Raw genomic sequence first — 17163 nt, 5'->3', positions numbered from 1 at the left:
CGGCGGCCTGCGCGACGCGCATTGCCCCCGCGTTCGGCCCCGATTAAGAGGGCGCCCGGAACCCTGGGGACCCCTTATGTCCATCCTTGTCATGAAGTTCGGCGGCACCTCGGTCGCCAACGTCGACCGCATCGCGCGCGCGGCCAAGCGCGTGGCCGTCGAGGTGGCCAAGGGCCACGACGTCATCCTGATCGTGTCGGCCATGGCCGGCGAAACCAACAAGCTCGTAGGCTGGGTGCAGGACACCTCGCCGCTCTACGACGCGCGCGAATACGACGCCGTGACCTCCTCGGGCGAGAACGTGACGGCGGGGCTCATGGCGCTGCGCCTCCAGGAGATGGATATCCCCGCGCGCTCCTGGCAGGGCTGGCAGGTGCCGCTCCTGACCACTTCCGCGCACGGCTCCGCCCGGATCGAGGCCATCCCGACCGAGAACATCCTTCGCAAGTTCGGCGAGGGCATGAGGGTCGCCGTGGTCGCGGGCTTCCAGGGGATCAGCCCCGAGGGACGGATCACCACGCTGGGCCGGGGCGGCTCCGACACGACGGCCGTGGCCTTCGCCGCCGCCTTCGACGCCGTGCGCTGCGACATCTACACGGACGTGGACGGGGTCTACACCACCGACCCGCGCATCTGCGGCAAGGCCCGCAAGCTCGACCGCATCGCCTTCGAGGAAATGCTGGAGCTGGCCTCGCTCGGGGCCAAGGTGCTCCAGACCCGCTCGGTCGAGCTGGCGATGCGCTACAAGGTGAAGCTGCGGGTTCTTTCCAGCTTCGAGGAACAGACGGACGAGGCCGGGACCCTCGTCTGCGACGAGGAGGACATCATGGAGTCGAACGCGGTCGCCGGGGTCGCCTATTCGCGCGACGAGGCCAAGGTCACGCTGACGGGGGTGGCCGACCGTCCGGGCATCGCCGCCTCGATCTTCGGGCCGCTGGCCGAGGCCGGGGTAAACGTCGACATGATCGTGCAGAACATCTCCGAGCACGGCCAGACCGACATGACCTTCTCCTGCCCGACCGACCAGGTGCTGCGGGCCCAGAAGGCGCTGGACGAAGCCAAGGACCGCGGCGTCTTCTCCTACGGGGACCTCGTGATCGACCGCGACGTGGCCAAGGTCTCCGTCGTGGGGATCGGCATGCGCTCCCACGCCGGCGTCGCCGCGCAGATGTTCAAGGCGCTGGCCGCCGAGAACGTCAACATCAAGGTCATCACCACGAGCGAGATCAAGATCTCGGTCCTGATCGACCGGAAGTACATGGAGCTGGCCGTCCAGGCGCTCCACGACGCCTTCGGTCTGGAGAAGGCGGCGGCCTGATCCCCGCGTCCCGGCGGCCTCCCCGGGGGCCGCCGGCTCAAAGACCCCGAAGCACGCCGCATGCGGCCCCGCCGCCCGCCGCGCCTGTTTCCCGCGATCAGGACGGCGAAGGAGCCCCGTGGAGCCGCTCTCCCCGTTCCCCTCGCCTTCCCGTTGTGGTCTAACGGGCCCCGGCGCAGCGCATGAAGGACCCTGGATGCCGGACCGGACCGAGAGCGAGAGCCGCAAGCTGCTCGGCCGGCTGCGCGCGGCGATGGCCGAGTCGAGCGCGGGACAGGCGCGGCTCGACCGCATCGTGCGGCTCATCGCCGAGTCGATGGGCTGCGAGGTCTGCTCCGTCTATCTCTTCCGCGACCCCGAGACGCTGGAGCTCTGCGCCACCGTGGGCCTCAAGTCCGAAGCCGTCCACAAGACCCGCATGCGCCTGGGCGAGGGGCTCGTGGGCCGCACCGCACGCGACCGGCAGGTCATCAACAGCGCCAACGCCCCGGGCGAGCGCGGCTTCCGCTACATGCCCGAGACGGGGGAGGAACGGTTCTCCTCCTTTTGCGGCGTCCCCATCCAGCGGCTGGGCGAGGCGCTGGGCGTGCTCGTGGTCCAATCCCGCGCCGCCCGCGTCTACACCCCCGACGAGGTCTACGCCCTCGAGGTCGTGGCCATGGTGCTGGCCGAGATGACGGAGCTGGGCGCCTTCACGGGGGGCGAGGGGGGCCTCTCGCCCCGCCACCAGCGCCCCATCACCTTCCGGGGCCTCTCGGGCCAGGAAGGAGCCGTCTCGGGCTGCGTCTTCCTGCACGAGCCGCGCGTGGTCGTCACCAACCCGATCTCGGAGGACCCCGACAAGGAACTGGCGCGCCTCGCCGCCGCCATCGACGCTCTGCGCGCCCAAGTCGACGCGATGCTCGCGGGCAACGGGGTCATGGACGGCGAGGAGATCGCCGTCCTCGAAGCTTACCGGATGTTCGCCAACTCCCGCAGCTGGCTGCGACGGATGGAGGAGGACGTCCGCTCGGGCCTTTCGGCCGAGGCCGCCGTCGAGAAGGAGCAGTCCCACGCCCGCGCCCGGATGGGGCAGGCCGGGGACGCCTACCTGCGCGACCGGCTCCACGACCTCGACGACCTGTCGAACCGGCTTCTGCGCATCCTGACGGGCCAGGGTCGCGACACCGGCGCCGCCATGCCCGAGGACCCGATCCTCGTCGCCCGCAACATCGGGCCCGGCGAGCTTCTGGAATACGGCAAGGGCACGCTCCGGGGCATCGTGCTCGAGGAGGGCTCGGTGGGCTCGCACGCCGCCATCGTGGCGCGCGCCTGGGCCATCCCCCTCGTGATCCGCGCCGACGGCATCGTGGCCGAGGCGCTCAACGGCGACCTCGTCCTCGTGGACGGCGAGCAGGGGGTCGCGCACCTGCGCCCCGACGACGCCGTGCGCAAGGCCTTCGAGGACAAGATTGCCATGCTGGCCCGCGCGCAGGAGCGCTACGCCGACCTGCGCGATCTGCCCGCGACCGCGCTCTGCGGCACGACGGTTTCGCTCCACATGAACGCCGGTCTCATGGCCGACCTGCCGTCGCTCCCCTCCTCGGGCGCCGAGGGCGTGGGCCTCTTCCGCACCGAGCTCCAGTTCCTCGTGCGCAACCAGATGCCCAAGCGGGCCGAGCTGTCAGCGCTCTACGCCCGCGTCATGGACGCCGCGCGCGGCAAGCGGGTGGCCTTCCGCACGCTCGACATCGGCTCGGACAAGGTCCTGAGCTACATGAAGCCCCAGGACGAGCCCAACCCGGCGATGGGCTGGCGGGCGATCCGCCTTGGGCTCGACAAGCCGGGGGTGCTGCGGATGCAGCTCCAGGCGCTGATCCGGGCGGCCTCGGGGCGGCCGCTGTCGGTGATGTTCCCCTTCATCGCCAACCCCGGCGAGTTCCGGCAGGCCCGCGCCGAATTCGACAAGGCCATGGACCGCGAGCGCATCCTCGGCCATCCCCTGCCTTCCTCGATCGAGGTCGGCGCCATGCTCGAGACACCCTCGCTCGCCTTCGCCTCCTACACCTTCTTCCGCGAGGTGGACTTCCTGTCGGTGGGGGGCAACGACCTCAAGCAGTTCTTCTTCGCCGCCGACCGCGAGAACGAAAGGGTGCGCCGCCGCTACGACATGCTCGAATCTCCGTTCCTCGAGCTGCTGTCCGGCATCGTGCAGCGCTGCGCCTCGGCCGGCACGCCGCTCAGCTTCTGCGGCGAGGACGCGGGCCGCCCGGTCGAGGCGGTGGCGCTGGCGGCGATGGGGTTCCGCACGCTGTCGATGCGCCCGGCCTCCATCGGCCCGGTGAAGAGCCTGATCCGCCGCGTCGACCTCAAGGAGGCGCGCAAGGTCATCGACGCCGCCCGCATCCGCGGCGACGAATCGGTGCGCCCTGCCCTCACGGACTGGCTGGCGCGGCAGCCCTGACGACGCCCGCCGGACCTGTGCGCCTCCGGCATTGTTCCTCGAGGCCCAAAGCGCGGCCTCCGCCGTTTCGGAGCCGCACCATTCCGCCTGACCTCGCGCCATGTCGGCCATGGCGCCGGTGCAATGCTCCCAATGGAGTCTTTCTTTGGCGTTCCGACGCGGCCTCGTCCTGCTGACCGGCCTCTCCGTCGGCTCCTTCCCTCAGGCGGCTACGGTGGGCTCCGAGAATGTCGCCCCGGCACAACCGAGCAAGGCGTCGTGGAGGCAGGAGGCCTCACGCTTACCAAGATCGGCCACCACCTTGCGTGGGTCGGCAACGGCAGCCCCAACGGCAACGGCTCCGACAGCCTGGACCTCCCGGGCCCGCTGCCCAGCCATGGCGTGGTCGTCACCAAGGCCGACGATGACCTCTTCGACCGTTACAGCACGAGCTGGCGCTGTCCTGGCACGAGACCTCCGAGGTCGACGACGTCCTGGCGAACGGGATCGGGGACATCCTTGCTCCTTCCTTCAAACCTTCGCCCTCGGCCTCCGGGACGTGAGCGCGGTCACGATCAACGGCCACTTCACGGGCTGAGGCGACGTGGGTTTCTGGACCGCCGACAACGTGGTGCCGCCGCCCTTCACCGAGCCGCTGCCCGCAGGCCTGCCGCTCCTGGGTGCCGCGCCGCCTGGTCTCAGGCCGTCCGCACCGCCGGCCCCATCTGGACCAGCGCCTTGTGGAAATGGTCCAGCACCGCGTCCTCGCCATGCGTGCGGGCCAGGCGCCGCAGCCCGAAATGCACGTGGGCCATCTCGACATAATAATCGATGAAGGCCCAGTTCGTGCCAGCGCCGGCCGCCGCGCCGAGGATCGGCACCGCTTGGCTCGCCAGCTTCTGCCCGACCACCGCACCGAATCGGGGCGCCACCCGCGCCACCAGCCGGTTGATCCCTGTGCCGGCCAGCGACAGCCGCGCGCCCAGGAACGCGGTGTCGATCCCCTCGTCCCCCTGAACCGCCGCCCCGCCCGCGCCGAAGACGCGCAGGCACTCGACTCGCGTCTCTTCCAGCGCGGGGTCCTCGCCATGCGCCTCGGCCACGCCCTGGACGGCGCGGAAGATGATGGTCGTGGCCAGCGGCAGCTCGGCCAGCGCCGTCGTCAGCCCGCCCGCGCCCCCCAGCGCCCCCGAGACGGCCGCCAGCGCCTTGTGCGCCCGGTCCCCCGTCACCAGCGCCGTCCAGGGTCCCAGCCGCCCCTCGCCCGTCCGCGTCCGCGCGGCAGCGTCGTAGCTCCTGAGCAGAGCGGCCTGCGCCACCTTGTCGATCCGGGCGCGCACCGGCTTGGGCAGGACCCGCAGCCCGTCCTCGACCGAGTTCCCCACGAGGTTGACGGCTTTCATCAGGACCCCGCCCGCCTGCCTCTGGCGTCGCGCCAGCGCCTCGATCTCGGCGCGCTCGACCTCCCCGAGCGGCAGGTGCGGATGTTCGGGGTTCACGTCCTTGAGCTTCGGCTGTGTCATGCTTTCCAGAATGGGACGCGGCCGGGTCGGATTCAATGAGCCCGGAACCTCCGCGACCTTAACCTGCCCTTAACCCCCAGGTGGCAGGATGATCCGGTCCCCGCCAAGGACGCCACCGCCCGCGATTCGGGCTGCTCAGGGCATCGCTCGCGTGACCGGCCCCGTCACGCCGCGCCACGCGCCCTCGCGCAGCTCGATCCCCAGCACGCGCTCGGGGTTCGTGGGGGGCGGCATCGTCACGCCGTCCAGCTTCTCGAAGCCGAACCTTCGGTAATAGGGCAGGTCGCCCACCAGGAGCACGCGGCTCCAGCCCCCCTCGCGCGCCTGCTCCAGCGTGCGCAGGATCAGCGCCGCGCCCAGGCCCTCGCCCTGGTGCGTCGGGTGCACCGCCACGGGGCCGAGGAGCAGCGCCCACTTCCGCCCATGGGGCGAATCGATGCGGACCGGCCAGTTGCGGATCGCGCCGGTGATCGCGCCATCGTCGTCGCGCGCGACCAGGCACAGCGCCGCCACCGGCGCCACCCCGTCGCGCAGGCGATAGGAGGACAGCGCCTCGCGCCCCGGCGCGAAGCACAGGTCGAGAAGGCCCTCGACCTCCCACCAGTCATCGGCCGTCTCCTCGTCGAGCCGGATCATCGCCTGTCCCCCTGCCGGGCTCTGGTCCCCGGGCGCGCCGCCCCTATCATGGCGGCAGCCCCAGTCAATCCGAGGACCGCATCGCATGTTCTACCGCCCCGCCGACGGCCACGGCCTGCCGCACAACCCGTTCCACGCCGTGGTCTCGCCGCGCCCCATCGCCTGGATCTCCACGCGGGGGGCGGACGGGCGGGACAACCTCGCGCCCTATTCCTTCTTCAACGCCGTCGCCTCCGAGCCGCCGCAGGTGGTCTTCGGCTCCTCGAACACCAAGGCCGACCGCGACGGGACCAAGGACTCCCTCGGCAACATCCGCGAGACGGGTGTCTTCTGCGTGAACATCGTCGAGTTCGCCGCCCGCGAGGCGATGAACGCGAGCTCCGCCTCCCACCCGCGCGAGGTGGACGAGTTCGAGGCCGCCGGCGTCGCCAAGGCCGCCTGCGAGACGATTCCCTGCGCCCGCGTCGGGGCCGCGCCCGCCGCGCTCGAATGCCGCCTCACGCGCGTGGTGCGGCTGGCGGGCGCCACGAACTACGCGGTCTTCGGCGTGGTCACCGGCGTGCACCTGCGCGACGACTGCCTCGTGGACGGACGGCTCGACGTCACGCGTTACCAGCCCGTCGCGCGGCTGGGCTACCGCGACTACGCCGTGGTGCGCGAGGTCTTCGAGATGATCCGCCCCAAGGCCTGAGCCACCATCGAGACATCGCACGGCGCGGGTCAGGACCCTGCGGAGCGGCGAGGCCGTGTCGGACCCGACCGCCTCCCCTCCCGCGCCCTCGCTGTTGCACCAAAGCTCCCCTGGGGGCAGGCTTGCCCGGAGAAGAGGCAGGGGCGGAACGATGACGACGCATCTGGGACTGATCGGCGGCTCGGGGCTCTACGGCCTCGCGCTGGAGGATGCCGAATGGCGCGCCGTGAACACGCCTTGGGGGGTACCGTCCGACGCGATCCTGACCGGCGCCTTGGGCGGCCTTCCCGTCAGCTTCCTGCCCCGCCACGGGCGCGGCCATGTTCACGCGCCCGGCGAGCTGCCCGCCCTCGCCAACATCGCCGCCCTCAAGGCGCTGGGCGTCACCGACATCGTCTCCGTCTCCGCCGTGGGCTCCTTCCGCGAGGAGATGGCGCCGGGCCACATCGTCGTCGTCGACCAGATCGTGGACCGCACCGTGGGCCGGCCGGCCTCCTTCTTCGGCACGGGCTGCGTCGCGCATGTGAGCCTGGCCCAGCCCACCTGCCCGCGCCTGTCGGCGCTGGCCGCCGACGCCGCCGAGGCGGCGGGCGCCACCGTCCACCGGGGCGGTATCTATCTCTGCATGGAGGGTCCGCAGTTCTCCTCCCGCGCCGAATCGCGCATCTGGCGCGACGCCTGGGGTTGCGACGTGATCGGCATGACAGCGATGCCCGAGGCCCGCCTCGCCCGCGAGGCCGAGCTCTGCTACGCCACCGTCGCCATGGTGACGGACTACGACTCCTGGCACGAAGGCCATGGGGCGGTGGACGTCCAGGCCGTGCTGTCGGTTCTGGCCGCCAACGTCCAGCGCGGCCGCGATCTGGCGGCACGCCTGCCCGAGCGGCTGGCCGAGGGCGGCCACCCCTGCCCCCATGGCTGCGACCGCGCGCTCGACCACGCCCTCATGACCGCCCCGGACCGCCGCGACCCCGCCCTGGTCGAGCGCCTGCGCGCCGTCGCGGGGCGCGTGCTGTGATCTGGAGGGCCCTGCTTGTGGCGGGGCTCCTCGCCGGCGGTCAGGCCGCCGCGGCGACCGAGGATTTCCTCGTGACCGAGGGCAAGCTCTCGGCCGAGGACTTCTACCGGCTCGTCTCCTGCCGCGCCTTGCCCGGCGGCCCCTGCACCGTCGAGCCCGTGCGCTGGCCCTCCCGGCGCGCGCAGGACCTGACCGTGGGCTTCGCGCCCGTCCCGCACGGCTATCCGCCGGGGATGGTGCGCCGCATGGCCGCCGCCGTGGACCACGCCATCGCCGAGATCAACGGCGCGGGCGCCGCATTGCACCTGCGCCGTGCCTACCGGGGCGAGACGCCCGACATCCTCTTCCATCTCGCCCCCGTCCACGAGGGCGACGCCATCGAGGGGACGGGCGTCCTGGGGGTGGACGGACAGGTGATCGGCGCGGCGCTGGTGACGGTGTGGTGGGACGACGCGCTCGACCTCACGCAGGCCGTCATCGTCATGGCCGGGGACCTGCCCGCCTCGGACGTGGTGCCCGTGGTGCTGGAAGAGATGTCGCAGGCGATGGGCCTCATGACCGACATCCGTAATCCCTACTACGAGGCGATCTCGGTCTTCTCCGAGGATTCGAACGCCGTGGTGCGGCTCGGGCCGCAGGACAAGGAAGCCCTGCGCCGCCATTATCCGCCCGAGGAGCCGTGACGCCCGGCGCGGGCCGGCCTATAAGCGCGCCGCGACCGACCCGGAGACCCCGCATGAGCGTCAAGGACTACATCCGCACGATCCCCGACTTCCCCGCGCCGGGGATCATGTTCCGCGACGTGACCACGCTCTTCGGCGATCCGCGCGGGTTCCGCATGGCGGTGGACCAGCTCCTCCTGCCCTGGGCCGGGGTGCGGATCGACAAGGTGGCGGGGCTCGAGGCGCGGGGGTTCATCCTCGGCGGCGCGGTGGCGCACCAGCTCTCGGCGGGCTTCGTGCCGATGCGAAAGAAAGGCAAGCTGCCCGGCCGTACCGTCGAGCAGGCTTACAAGCTGGAATACGGCACCGCCGTGCTGGAGGCCCACGACGACGCGATCCGCCCCGGCGAGAAGGTCCTTCTCGTCGACGACCTCCTCGCCACCGGGGGCACGGCCGAGGCCGGCCTCAAGCTCATCGAGCGTCTGGGCGGCGTGGCCGTCGGCTGCGCCTTCGTGATCGACCTGCCCGAGCTGGGCGGCCGCAGGCTCTTGGAGACGGCGGGTCACCAGGTCCACGCCCTCTGTGCCTTCGAGGGGCACTAACCCGACAGGCGGGCGCCGACGCAGGTCCCGTCCTGCCATGACCCGCCACCGTCAGGGCAGTCGTCCTGGGCCAGTAACCACCCGACCCACATGACCCAGGCGACTGTCCGGGCCGCAGCAAGACCCGGGACAGCCGCCCAGCGGGTCTTCAGGTCGTCGTCTCTCCGGGGCTCCGCAGCACTGCCCCGGGATTGAGGATGCCCCGGGGGTCCAGCGCCTGCTTTACCGCCCGCATCATCGACAGCTTCACGGGGTCGCCGTAGCGCTCGAGGTCCGCGACCTTGAGCCGCCCGACTCCGTGCTCGGCCGCAACCGACCCGCCCCGCGCATGGACGAGATCATGGACCAGCTCCTTGATCCGCCTTCGCAGCGCGTCATGCGTCCCCCGCGCCTCGCCCTTCTGGGCAAAGACGTTGAAGTGCAGGTTCCCGTCGCCCAAATGCCCGAAGCAGTTCACCCGGAACGGGCCGAGCGCCATCAACGCGGCCTCCGCCTCGGGGATGAAGCCCGGGATTTCGGACAGGGGCAGCGAGATGTCGTGCGACGACACCGAGCCGATGCGCCGGTTCGCCTCGGGGATGCGCTCGCGCAGCTCCCATAGGGCCGCGCCCTGTGCCTCGGATGCCGCGAGCACCCCGTCCGTCACGAGGCCTCGCGCTTCCCCCTCCTCGAACAGCCGCTCCAGCGCCGGTCCCGGTTCCAGACCTTCAGGCAGCCCCAGTTCCACCAGGACCGACCAGTCCGGCCGCGACGTCAGCGGCGAGGCGCCCAGTCCCGTCTCCTCCAGGAAATCGAAGCCCATCCGCCCGATCAGCTCGAAGCCCTGCACGGCATCGGCGAAGCGCGCCTGTGCAACCGCCAGCAACTCCAGCGCCGCCCGGGGCGACGGCACCGCGAGCAGTGCCACGCCTACCCCGGCCGGACGGGGCACCAGCTGCAGCGCGGCCGCTGTGATGACGGCCAGCGTCCCCTCCGACCCGATCAGCAGATCCCGGAGGTCGTAGCCCGCGTTGTCCTTGCGCAGCCGCGAAAGCCCGTGCCAGACCTCGCCCCGCGCCGTCACCGCCTCGACGCCAAGGCAGAGCGCGCGGGCGTTGCCGTAGCGGATCACCTGCGTGCCTCCGGCATTGGTCGCCAGAAGTCCCCCGATCCGCGCCGAGCCTTCGGATGCCAGCGACAGCGGGAACATGCGCCCTGCCCGTTCCGCCGCCGCCTGCGCGTCGGCGAGGATCACCCCCGCCTCGGCGACAAGGACGTTCTCCTCGGGAAACACCGCCCGCACGCGGTCCATCCGCGAAAGGCTCAGGATCACCGGCGCGACGCCCTCGGACAGAAGCTGTCCGCCCACCAGCCCCGTGCCGCCCGAATGGGGCACCACGGGCACCCGGGCCTCGGCGCAGGCGCGCAGGATCGTGGCCACCTCCTCGGTGGAGCCGGGCGCGAGCAGCAGGCCCGTCCCCCGGAACCGCCCGCGCGGCTCGGTCAGGTGATGCTCCTCGGCCTCCCGGAAGGTGGCGGGCGGCAGGCGGCCGCGGAGCGAGTCGAGGAAGGCGGGAGTCACGGGCTGGAGCGTCATGGTGCCCAAGTGGCACCACAGGCCCCAAGGGGCAAGTCAGTCGTCGCTGAGGAGTCGCGGCTCCAGCACCACCACGGTCGGCCGGTCGGGCAGGTCCGCGAGCCGCAGGACCATGTCGCTCGCCTCCCGACGGTCGACCGCGTAGCCCGTGGACGCCGACAGCTCCGACAGGAAGGCGTCCAGCGTGCCGCGCCCGAACCAGTGCATCGGGATCACCACCCGCGACCGCAACCGGTCGAGCACGCGCACCAGCGTCTCGTGGTCCAGAGTCAGGCCCCCGTCCACCGGCACCATCACGATGTCGGCGCGCCCCAGCAGCGCATAGTCCTCGGGCGTGGGCTCATGATGGAGATGCCCCAGATGCGCGATGCACATCCCGCCGGCCTCGAAGACGAAGATCGAATTGCCGTCGGGCTCTGCCGTGCCGCCGAACCGGCCGCGGATGTCGGTCGACACGTTCCGGACCAGCATCTCGCCCAGGTCGAGGTTGTGGCGCGGCGCCGTGCCCTCCTCGGCCCAGCCGCGCAGGGCGTGCGGGATGGCCGGGTCGGGGTTCGCGGTCCAATGGGTGCTGTGGGCGTTGTTCATCGTCACCACGTCAGGGATCAGGTCGACGTTGCCGATGAAGCCCACGAAGTCCGTCACCGCCGACAGCGACGGCGTCTGGATCAGGAACATCGCGTGGTCGATGTAGCTGACCCGCACCGAGTCTATCGCGAGCGGCTCGCGGAAGCTCGCGGGGACGACCCGCTCGGGCCCTTGGGCCAGTGCGACGCAGTGGCTCGGGATGCGCTCCTGCGCCGCGACGGGCAGGGCGGCAAGTCCCGACAGGAGAAGGGCGATGGAAACGGTCCGCATGAGCGCCAGACTAGCGAGCCGTGACGCCGCGTCAGCCCACGAATCCGCGAGGTCGCCTCAGCCGGCGTCCGTCCGCCCACGCCGGTCGTTGCGAAGATTGGCGTAGAGCACATGATTGCGCCAGCGCCCGTTGATCTGGAGATAGGCCTGCGCCACGCCTTCGTACTTGTAGCCGCAGCCTTCGAGCAGCCGGCGCGAGGGCGTGTTCTCGGGCAGGCACCCGGCCTCGATGCGGCTCAGGTCCAGCGTATCGAAGGCGTAGGTCACCAGCGCCAGCACCGCCTCGCGCATGTAGCCTTGACGGGCGAAGGGCTGGCCGACCCAGTATCCGGTGGTCCCCGACTGCGCGGGCCCGCGCCGGATGTTGTCCAGCGTGATCGCGCCCAGAAGCATCCCGTCCTCCCGCCGGATCAGGAACAGCGGCACCGCCGTCCCGTTGGCGATGGAATGACGCGACCAAGCCACGCGGCTGGTGAAGGCCCGGCGGCTCAGGTGATCGACCGCCCAGAGCGGCTCCCACGGCTTGAGGAACTCGGCCGAGTCGCGACGCAGCGCCGCCCAGGCACCCCAGTCGGGCATCTGGGGTGGGCGCAGCACCAAGCGCTCGGTTTCGATGCGAAGCTCCCGCCGGCGGAAGATCAATCACTCCCCCTCGGGTCAGGCCGCGAGCCGCTCCCGCAGGGCGTCGAGCGTCGGCGCGGCCTCGGCCGGCCCGTAGACCGCGAGAGCCGTCCCCGTGTCTCCGGCCATCCGGCCGGCGAACTCGCGCACGTCCTGTGTCGTCACCGCCTCGATGCGGGCGATCTGCTCCTCGACCGTCGGCACGCGGCCCCAGATCGACAGCATTCGCGCCAGCCGCTCGGCCCGGTTCGACGGGGACTCCAGCCCCATCAGCATCCCGGCCTTCATCTGCGCCCGCGCGCGCGCCACCTCGGCCTCGGTCATGTCGTCGGCCGCGCGCTTCAGCTCGTCGATGGTGAGGCCCACCAGCTCCACGATGTCCTCGGCGCTCGTGCCGGCGTAGATCGTGGACAGGCCGGTGTCCTCGTAGGCCCCGGCCTGCGCGAAGATCGTGTAGCAGAGTCCCCGATTCTCGCGCACCTCCTGGAAGAGGCGCGAGGACATGCCGCCCCCCATCGCCGTGGCCCAGATCTGCGCGGTGTGGATGGCCGGGTCACGGTAGTCGGGCCCTTCCAGCGCCAGGGCGAAGTGCACCTGCTCCAGCGCCTTGATCTCGCGCCGCTCGCCGCCGCGCCAGGCGGCGGGCTGGATCAGCGCGGGCCGGGGCAGCGGGCTCAGGTGCCCGAACAGCGCCTCGGCCGCGCGGCAGATCGCGTCGTGGTCCACGGCCCCCGACGCGCAGAGGATCATCTGCCCCGGCCCGTAATGCTCGCCCACGAAGCGGCGCAGGTCGGCCTTGCCGAACGACCCCACCCGCTCGGCCTCGCCCAGGATGGTCCGGCCCAGCGGCTGGTCCGGATAGGCGGCCTCCTGCAGCCAGTCGAAGACGATGTCGTCCGGCGTGTCGAGCGTTTGCCCGATCTCCTGCAGGATCACGCCCCGCTCGACCTCGATCTCCTCGTCCGAAAAGACCGGGTTCAGCAGGATGTCCGAGATGACGTCGAGCGCGAGCCCCACGTCGTCCTCCAGGACTCGCGCGTAATAGGCCGTCATCTCGCGCGAGGTGTAGGCATTGATGTAGCCGCCCACGTCCTCGATCGCTTCGGCGATCTGGAGCGCGGTGCGCGTCGCCGTGCCCTTGAACGCCATGTGTTCGAGGAAATGGGCGATGCCGTTCTGCTCGGCCCGTTCGTGGCGCCCCCCCGCGAGGACCCAGATGCCGATGGCGGCGGACTTGAGGCCAGGCATGGCCTCGGTGGCGACGCGGAAGCCGTTGGGCAGGGTATGGAGGCGGACGGTCACGTGCGGATGCGCTCCCGGATGAGGGCCTGAAGGGTGGGAAGGTCGTTGGGCACCCGCGTCACCCGCTCGGTCCGGTCATACAGGTCGGCCATGCGCGGGGGAAGGGGCGGACGGATCCCGGTCGCGGCCTCGACCGCGTCGGGGAACTTGGCGGGATGGGCGGTGGCGAGCGTCACCATGGGCGTCTCGCCTAGGTAGCTCTCGGCCACGTGGACGCCCACGGCGCTGTGGGGGCAAAGAAGCTCGCCCGTCTGCGCCAGCGTGCGGGTGATCGTGGCCGCCGTCTCCTCCTCCGAGGCGCGGCCCGAGGAGAACCACTCGCGCAGTTGCTCGATGGCCCCCTGCCCCACCGCGAAGCCGCCTTCGGTCCGCAGGCTGGCCATGTCGGCGGCGACGGCATGGGCGTCGCGCCCGTAGGCATCGAAGAGCGCCCGCTCGAAGTTCGAGGAGACCTGGATGTCCATCGACGGGCTCATCGACGGGACAACCCCCTCCTTGCGGTGCTCGCCCGTGAGGAGCGTGCGGTGCAGGATGTCATTCTGGTTGGTGGCGATCACCAGCCGCTCGATGGGCAGTCCCATCCGCTTGGCGATGAGCCCGGCGTAGATGTCCCCGAAGTTGCCGGTGGGAACGGTGAAGCTGACCGCCCGGTGCGGCGCGCCAAGGCTCACGGCGGCGGTGAAGTAATAGACCACCTGCGCCAGCACCCGCGCCCAGTTGATCGAGTTGACGCCCGCAAGCCGAACATCGTCCGCGAAGTCGCGGTCCGCGAACATGGCCTTCAGCGCCGCCTGGCAGTCGTCGAAGTCCCCGTCCAGCGCCAGCGCGTGGACGTTGCTTTCGGACGGCGTGGTCATCTGCCGCCGCTGCACCTCCGACACGCGCCCATGCGGGTAGAGGATGAAGACGTCGACGCTGGACAGCCCCCGGAACGCCTCGATGGCGGCCGAGCCGGTGTCGCCCGATGTCGCCCCCACGATGGTGATGCGCCCCTGCGTGCGCCCCAGCGCCGCCTGAAAGAGCTGCCCGATGAGCTGCATCGCCACGTCCTTGAAGGCGAGCGTGGGCCCGTGGAACAGCTCTAGCAGGAAGTGATTGGGCCCGAGCTGCACGAGCGGCGTCCGCGCGGCATGGCCAAAGCACCCGTAGGCGGCGTGGATCAGGCCCCGGAACTCCTCGGGCGCGAAACTATCGCCCACGAAGGGCCGCATGATGCGGAAGGCCGCCTCCTCGAAGGGCAGGCCCGCGAGCGCGGCAATCTCGTCGGGGTTCATGACCGGCACGACCTCGGGGACGTAAAGCCCGCCGTCGGAGGCGAGGCCCGTCATCATGGCCCGCTCGAAGTCGAGGGCGGGGGCCTGCCCCCGGGTGGAGATGTAGCGCATTCGTGGTCCTCAGTCGGGCAGGTCGATATGGCCCCGCAGGGTGGAGACGGCCGGGCCGACGCGCCGCTCCTCCGGCAGGCGGTCAAGCCGCGCGACCCGGAACGGCGTGAGCGTGGCTCGGGGCAGGTGGGCGGCGCGGTCCGCGAGGAGGCAGTCCGGGGAAACGAGACGATTCATGCCGTGCCCCGCCGCACGCGCTGGATGAGGACAAGGCTCATCACTACCCAGACCATGGCCAGCCCGAACCAGGTGATCGCATATTCGTAATGGTTGTTGGGAATGCCGGCCATGTCCACCGCGACCGGGATCGTGCCGAGGTCCGCGCCCTCGATGCGGCGCGCGACGACCAGGAGGGGCTCGGTGCCCAGGGCCTCGGCCATCGCGGGCAGGTCGCGGGCGAACCACAGGTTGCGCGCCAGATCCGGGGCGGGCGTCCAGGAATCGACGTCGTTGGGCCAGAGCAGGTTGCCCGTCACCGTCACGTCCTCGGCCAGCCTGGCGCGGTCCTTATCGGCCTCGGGCGCGAAGCCCAGGTCCACCAGGAGGCGCCGCTCGCCCGTGTCGAGGGCCGCGACCACCCGATAGCCCGTCCCCTCTCCCTGGAGCGAGGTGAGGACCGGGGCCTCCCCACCGCGCAGGGCGCCCGTCACCGTCACGGGCAGGTACTGTTCCGTGGCCGGATCGGGCGCGGCGGGCAAAGGCACCGGAGCCGCGCCGATGCGTGCCTCGATGCGGTCGAGGAGCGCCTCCTTCTGTCCCATGCGGTCGAGTTGCCACAGCCCCAAGGCGCAGAGGATCGCAACCCCCACGAGGCCCAGGAGCAAGGGAAACCAGAGACGCCTCACGGCCATCCTCTCAAAGCGAAACGCGCGGGGAGATCCCCCGCGCGCGACGGTTGCGGTCCGGGTCCGGTCGGATCACTGGCCCCAGATGTAGATCGAAGCGAACAGGAACAGCCAGACCACGTCGACGAAGTGCCAGTACCAGGCCGCCGCCTCGAAGCCCACGTGCTTCTCGGGCGTGAAGTCGCCCTTGTAGAGGCGGAACAGGCAGACGGCGAGGAAGACCGTCCCGATGATGACGTGCGCGCCGTGGAAGCCCGTCGCCATGAAGAAGTTCGCGCCGTAGATATTGCCCGCGAAGCCGAACGCCGCATGGCTGTACTCGTAGGCCTGGAAGAAGGTGAACAGGACGCCCAGCCCGATCGCGAGCCACAGGCCCCACTTCATGTCCTGCTTGTTGTTCTCGTGGACGAGCGCGTGGTGCGCCCAAGTCGCGGCGGCGCCCGAGCAGAGCAAGATCAGCGTGTTGATGAGCGGCAGATGCCAGGGGTCGAAGGTCTCGATGCCGGGAGGCGGCCAGACGCCGTCGACGGCCGGCGATTCGGGCCCCATCGGGTACAGGGCGTGCTTGAAGAACGACCAGAACCATGCCGCGAAGAACATGATCTCGGACATGATGAAGAGGATGAAGCCGTAGCGCAGGCCGATGCGGACCACGGGGGTGTGATCGCCCACGCGGCTTTCCGCGATCACGTCGGCCCACCAGCCATACATGGTGTAGAGCACCGCCACGAGTCCGATCAGGAACAGGTAGGGACCGGAGCCGTGCATCCAGATCGTCGCCCCGAAGAGCATGACGAAGGCGCCGACCGCGCCGATGAACGGCCAGATGGAGGGTGGCAGGACGTGGTAGTCGTGGTTCTTCACATGAGCCATCGGTGGCGGTTCCCCCTGTCGGTCGCGGCGGTCAGTCTATGGACGCTTGCGGCGCCGCTGTCAAAGCCCCCGCGGTCTCAGGGTCGAGAGCGGCCTGCTCGACCTCCTGGGGCAACTCGATCTCGTAGAAGGTGTAGCCCAACGTGATCTCGTGGACGTACTTTCCCTCAGGATCGTCCAAGATCGCGGGATCGACGTAGAAGCTCACCGGCATCTGCACGGTCTGCCCCGGCTGGAGCACCTGCTCGGTGAAACAGAAGCACTGCACCTTCGCGAAATAGCCGCCTGCGGCGTAGGGCACGACGTTGAAGGTGGCCTGCCCCGCCACCGGCCGGTCCGTCGGGTTCGAGGCCTCGTAGAAGGCGAGGTTCGATTCGCCGATCCGCACGCGCATCTCGGTCTGCACGGGGCGGAAGGTCCAGGGCATGTCGCGGTCGAGCGAAGCTTGGAAGCGCACCGTCACGAATTCCTCGACCGGCGCGATCCCGCCCCCATCCGACACCGCCGTGGCGCCGCCGAAGCCCGTGACCCGGCAGAACCAGTCATAGAAGGGCACGGCCGCGAAGCTCAGCGAGCCCATGGCGACCACCAGTCCCACCGCCCCCAGGGCGGTGCGTGCCTGCGGTGTCATTCCGTCCCTCCCTCCTCCTGGTCCGCGTAGGGGTTCGCCACGTGGTCGAAGCTCTCGAACTGGCGGATGTCGTCCAGTTGCAGGACCTTGACCACCGTCAGCCCGAAGACGATGGCGATCAGCGCCGTTAGGATCAGCGCCACGCCCAGGTTGCGCCCCCGGCGGCGTTCGTGAAGTTCGTGCTCGACCTTGATCGCCAT

The 17163-nt window shown here is 70.7% G+C and carries 18 protein-coding genes; 6 read left to right on the top strand and 12 right to left on the bottom strand.

All coding sequences use genetic code 11. The features are described 5' to 3' along the window. The first annotated feature begins 76 nt into the window (after positions 1–76). Both FHG71_RS12560 and ptsP read left to right on the top strand, forming a co-directional pair. Positions 77–1318: an aspartate kinase gene (locus FHG71_RS12560; RefSeq protein ID WP_139082035.1), complete on the top strand. Its 1242-nt coding sequence runs from the start codon at positions 77–79 to the stop codon at positions 1316–1318. A 196-nt stretch (positions 1319–1514) separates the two neighbouring features. Beyond that, a complete protein-coding gene (gene ptsP, locus FHG71_RS12555; RefSeq protein ID WP_139082034.1) occupies positions 1515–3761 on the top strand; it encodes a phosphoenolpyruvate--protein phosphotransferase in 2247 nt (748 codons plus the stop codon). A 677-nt stretch (positions 3762–4438) separates the two neighbouring features. Here ptsP and FHG71_RS12550 read toward each other — a convergent pair. Both FHG71_RS12550 and FHG71_RS12545 read right to left on the bottom strand, forming a co-directional pair. Next, positions 4439–5263: an EcsC family protein gene (locus FHG71_RS12550; RefSeq protein ID WP_139082033.1), complete on the bottom strand. Its 825-nt coding sequence runs from the start codon at positions 5261–5263 to the stop codon at positions 4439–4441. A 135-nt stretch (positions 5264–5398) separates the two neighbouring features. Next, a complete protein-coding gene (locus FHG71_RS12545; RefSeq protein ID WP_139082032.1) occupies positions 5399–5899 on the bottom strand; it encodes a GNAT family N-acetyltransferase in 501 nt (166 codons plus the stop codon). Positions 5900–5984: 85 nt separating this feature from the next. Here FHG71_RS12545 and FHG71_RS12540 point away from each other — a divergent pair, with 85 nt between their 5' ends. From FHG71_RS12540 to FHG71_RS12525, 4 genes are all read left to right on the top strand, one after another. Beyond that, positions 5985–6590 (top strand): flavin reductase family protein, encoded by a 606-nt coding sequence (locus tag FHG71_RS12540; protein WP_139082031.1) that lies wholly within the window; start codon positions 5985–5987, stop codon positions 6588–6590. Positions 6591–6741: 151 nt separating this feature from the next. Further along, entirely contained in the window at positions 6742–7608 is an 867-nt protein-coding gene (locus tag FHG71_RS12535) for an S-methyl-5'-thioadenosine phosphorylase (protein WP_139082030.1), read from the top strand. Continuing rightward, the gene (locus tag FHG71_RS12530; RefSeq protein WP_139082029.1) at positions 7605–8291 is read left to right on the top strand and encodes a hypothetical protein; all 687 of its coding nucleotides are present in this window, start codon (positions 7605–7607) and stop codon (positions 8289–8291) included. The genes FHG71_RS12535 and FHG71_RS12530 overlap by 4 nt, the downstream gene beginning before the upstream one ends. Positions 8292–8344: 53 nt before the next feature. Continuing rightward, positions 8345–8872, top strand: coding sequence for an adenine phosphoribosyltransferase (locus FHG71_RS12525; RefSeq protein ID WP_139082028.1), 528 nt, complete (start codon positions 8345–8347; stop codon positions 8870–8872). 148 nt (positions 8873–9020) lie between these two features. Here FHG71_RS12525 and FHG71_RS12520 read toward each other — a convergent pair whose 3' ends face one another. The 10 genes from FHG71_RS12520 to FHG71_RS12480 all read right to left on the bottom strand — a co-directional run bounded on the left by FHG71_RS12520 (position 9021) and on the right by FHG71_RS12480 (position 17163). After that, entirely contained in the window at positions 9021–10448 is a 1428-nt protein-coding gene (locus tag FHG71_RS12520) for an FAD-binding oxidoreductase (protein WP_139082027.1), read from the bottom strand. Between the two features lie 36 nt (positions 10449–10484). Then, on the bottom strand, positions 10485–11306 hold the full coding sequence (locus tag FHG71_RS12515; protein WP_139082026.1) for an MBL fold metallo-hydrolase: 822 nt from the start codon (positions 11304–11306) through the stop codon (positions 10485–10487). Positions 11307–11363: 57 nt separating this feature from the next. Beyond that, positions 11364–11948, bottom strand: a complete 585-nt coding sequence (locus FHG71_RS12510) for a GNAT family N-acetyltransferase (protein WP_139082025.1) — start codon at positions 11946–11948, stop codon at positions 11364–11366. A 15-nt stretch (positions 11949–11963) separates the two neighbouring features. Continuing rightward, a complete protein-coding gene (locus FHG71_RS12505) occupies positions 11964–13229 on the bottom strand; it encodes a M16 family metallopeptidase (RefSeq protein WP_139082024.1) in 1266 nt (421 codons plus the stop codon). After that, positions 13226–14614 (bottom strand): threonine synthase, encoded by a 1389-nt coding sequence (gene thrC / locus FHG71_RS12500; RefSeq protein WP_139082023.1) that lies wholly within the window; start codon positions 14612–14614, stop codon positions 13226–13228. The genes FHG71_RS12505 and thrC overlap by 4 nt, the downstream gene beginning before the upstream one ends. Before the next feature lie 9 nt (positions 14615–14623). After that, the gene (locus FHG71_RS23555; protein WP_176559406.1) at positions 14624–14791 is read right to left on the bottom strand and encodes a hypothetical protein; all 168 of its coding nucleotides are present in this window, start codon (positions 14789–14791) and stop codon (positions 14624–14626) included. Continuing rightward, complete coding sequence (locus FHG71_RS12495; protein ID WP_139082022.1) at positions 14788–15465, bottom strand: SURF1 family protein; 678 nt, start codon at positions 15463–15465, stop codon at positions 14788–14790. Before FHG71_RS12495 ends, FHG71_RS23555 begins: the two co-directional genes overlap by 4 nt. 66 nt (positions 15466–15531) lie before the next feature. Next, positions 15532–16332: a cytochrome c oxidase subunit 3 gene (locus FHG71_RS12490; protein ID WP_139082021.1), complete on the bottom strand. Its 801-nt coding sequence runs from the start codon at positions 16330–16332 to the stop codon at positions 15532–15534. Between the two features lie 31 nt (positions 16333–16363). Continuing rightward, complete coding sequence (locus FHG71_RS12485) at positions 16364–16963, bottom strand: cytochrome c oxidase assembly protein (RefSeq protein WP_139082020.1); 600 nt, start codon at positions 16961–16963, stop codon at positions 16364–16366. Then, positions 16960–17163 (bottom strand): hypothetical protein, encoded by a 204-nt coding sequence (locus tag FHG71_RS12480; RefSeq protein WP_139082019.1) that lies wholly within the window; start codon positions 17161–17163, stop codon positions 16960–16962. Before FHG71_RS12480 ends, FHG71_RS12485 begins: the two co-directional genes overlap by 4 nt.

The sequence above is a fragment of the Rubellimicrobium roseum genome (assembly GCF_006152145.1).
In the GTDB taxonomy this organism is placed as follows: domain Bacteria; phylum Pseudomonadota; class Alphaproteobacteria; order Rhodobacterales; family Rhodobacteraceae; genus Rubellimicrobium; species Rubellimicrobium roseum.
This window is presented reverse-complemented; position numbering and strand designations above follow the sequence as displayed.

Coding starts and splice junctions, on each gene's coding strand:
- thrC (WP_139082023.1), bottom strand. CDS start 14,614: ATGCGCTACATCTCCACCCGGGGGCAGGCCCCCGCCCTCGACTTCGAG.
- FHG71_RS12480 (WP_139082019.1), bottom strand. CDS start 17,163: ATGGCGATCAAGGTCGAGCACGAACTTCACGAACGCCGCCGGGGGCGC.
- FHG71_RS12515 (WP_139082026.1), bottom strand. CDS start 11,306: ATGCGGACCGTTTCCATCGCCCTTCTCCTGTCGGGACTTGCCGCCCTG.
- FHG71_RS12485 (WP_139082020.1), bottom strand. CDS start 16,963: ATGACACCGCAGGCACGCACCGCCCTGGGGGCGGTGGGACTGGTGGTC.
- FHG71_RS12525 (WP_139082028.1), top strand. CDS start 8,345: ATGAGCGTCAAGGACTACATCCGCACGATCCCCGACTTCCCCGCGCCG.
- FHG71_RS12560 (WP_139082035.1), top strand. CDS start 77: ATGTCCATCCTTGTCATGAAGTTCGGCGGCACCTCGGTCGCCAACGTC.
- FHG71_RS12520 (WP_139082027.1), bottom strand. CDS start 10,448: ATGACGCTCCAGCCCGTGACTCCCGCCTTCCTCGACTCGCTCCGCGGC.
- FHG71_RS12495 (WP_139082022.1), bottom strand. CDS start 15,465: ATGGCCGTGAGGCGTCTCTGGTTTCCCTTGCTCCTGGGCCTCGTGGGG.
- FHG71_RS12545 (WP_139082032.1), bottom strand. CDS start 5,899: ATGATCCGGCTCGACGAGGAGACGGCCGATGACTGGTGGGAGGTCGAG.
- FHG71_RS12550 (WP_139082033.1), bottom strand. CDS start 5,263: ATGACACAGCCGAAGCTCAAGGACGTGAACCCCGAACATCCGCACCTG.
- ptsP (WP_139082034.1), top strand. CDS start 1,515: ATGCCGGACCGGACCGAGAGCGAGAGCCGCAAGCTGCTCGGCCGGCTG.
- FHG71_RS12490 (WP_139082021.1), bottom strand. CDS start 16,332: ATGGCTCATGTGAAGAACCACGACTACCACGTCCTGCCACCCTCCATC.
- FHG71_RS12535 (WP_139082030.1), top strand. CDS start 6,742: ATGACGACGCATCTGGGACTGATCGGCGGCTCGGGGCTCTACGGCCTC.
- FHG71_RS23555 (WP_176559406.1), bottom strand. CDS start 14,791: ATGAATCGTCTCGTTTCCCCGGACTGCCTCCTCGCGGACCGCGCCGCC.
- FHG71_RS12540 (WP_139082031.1), top strand. CDS start 5,985: ATGTTCTACCGCCCCGCCGACGGCCACGGCCTGCCGCACAACCCGTTC.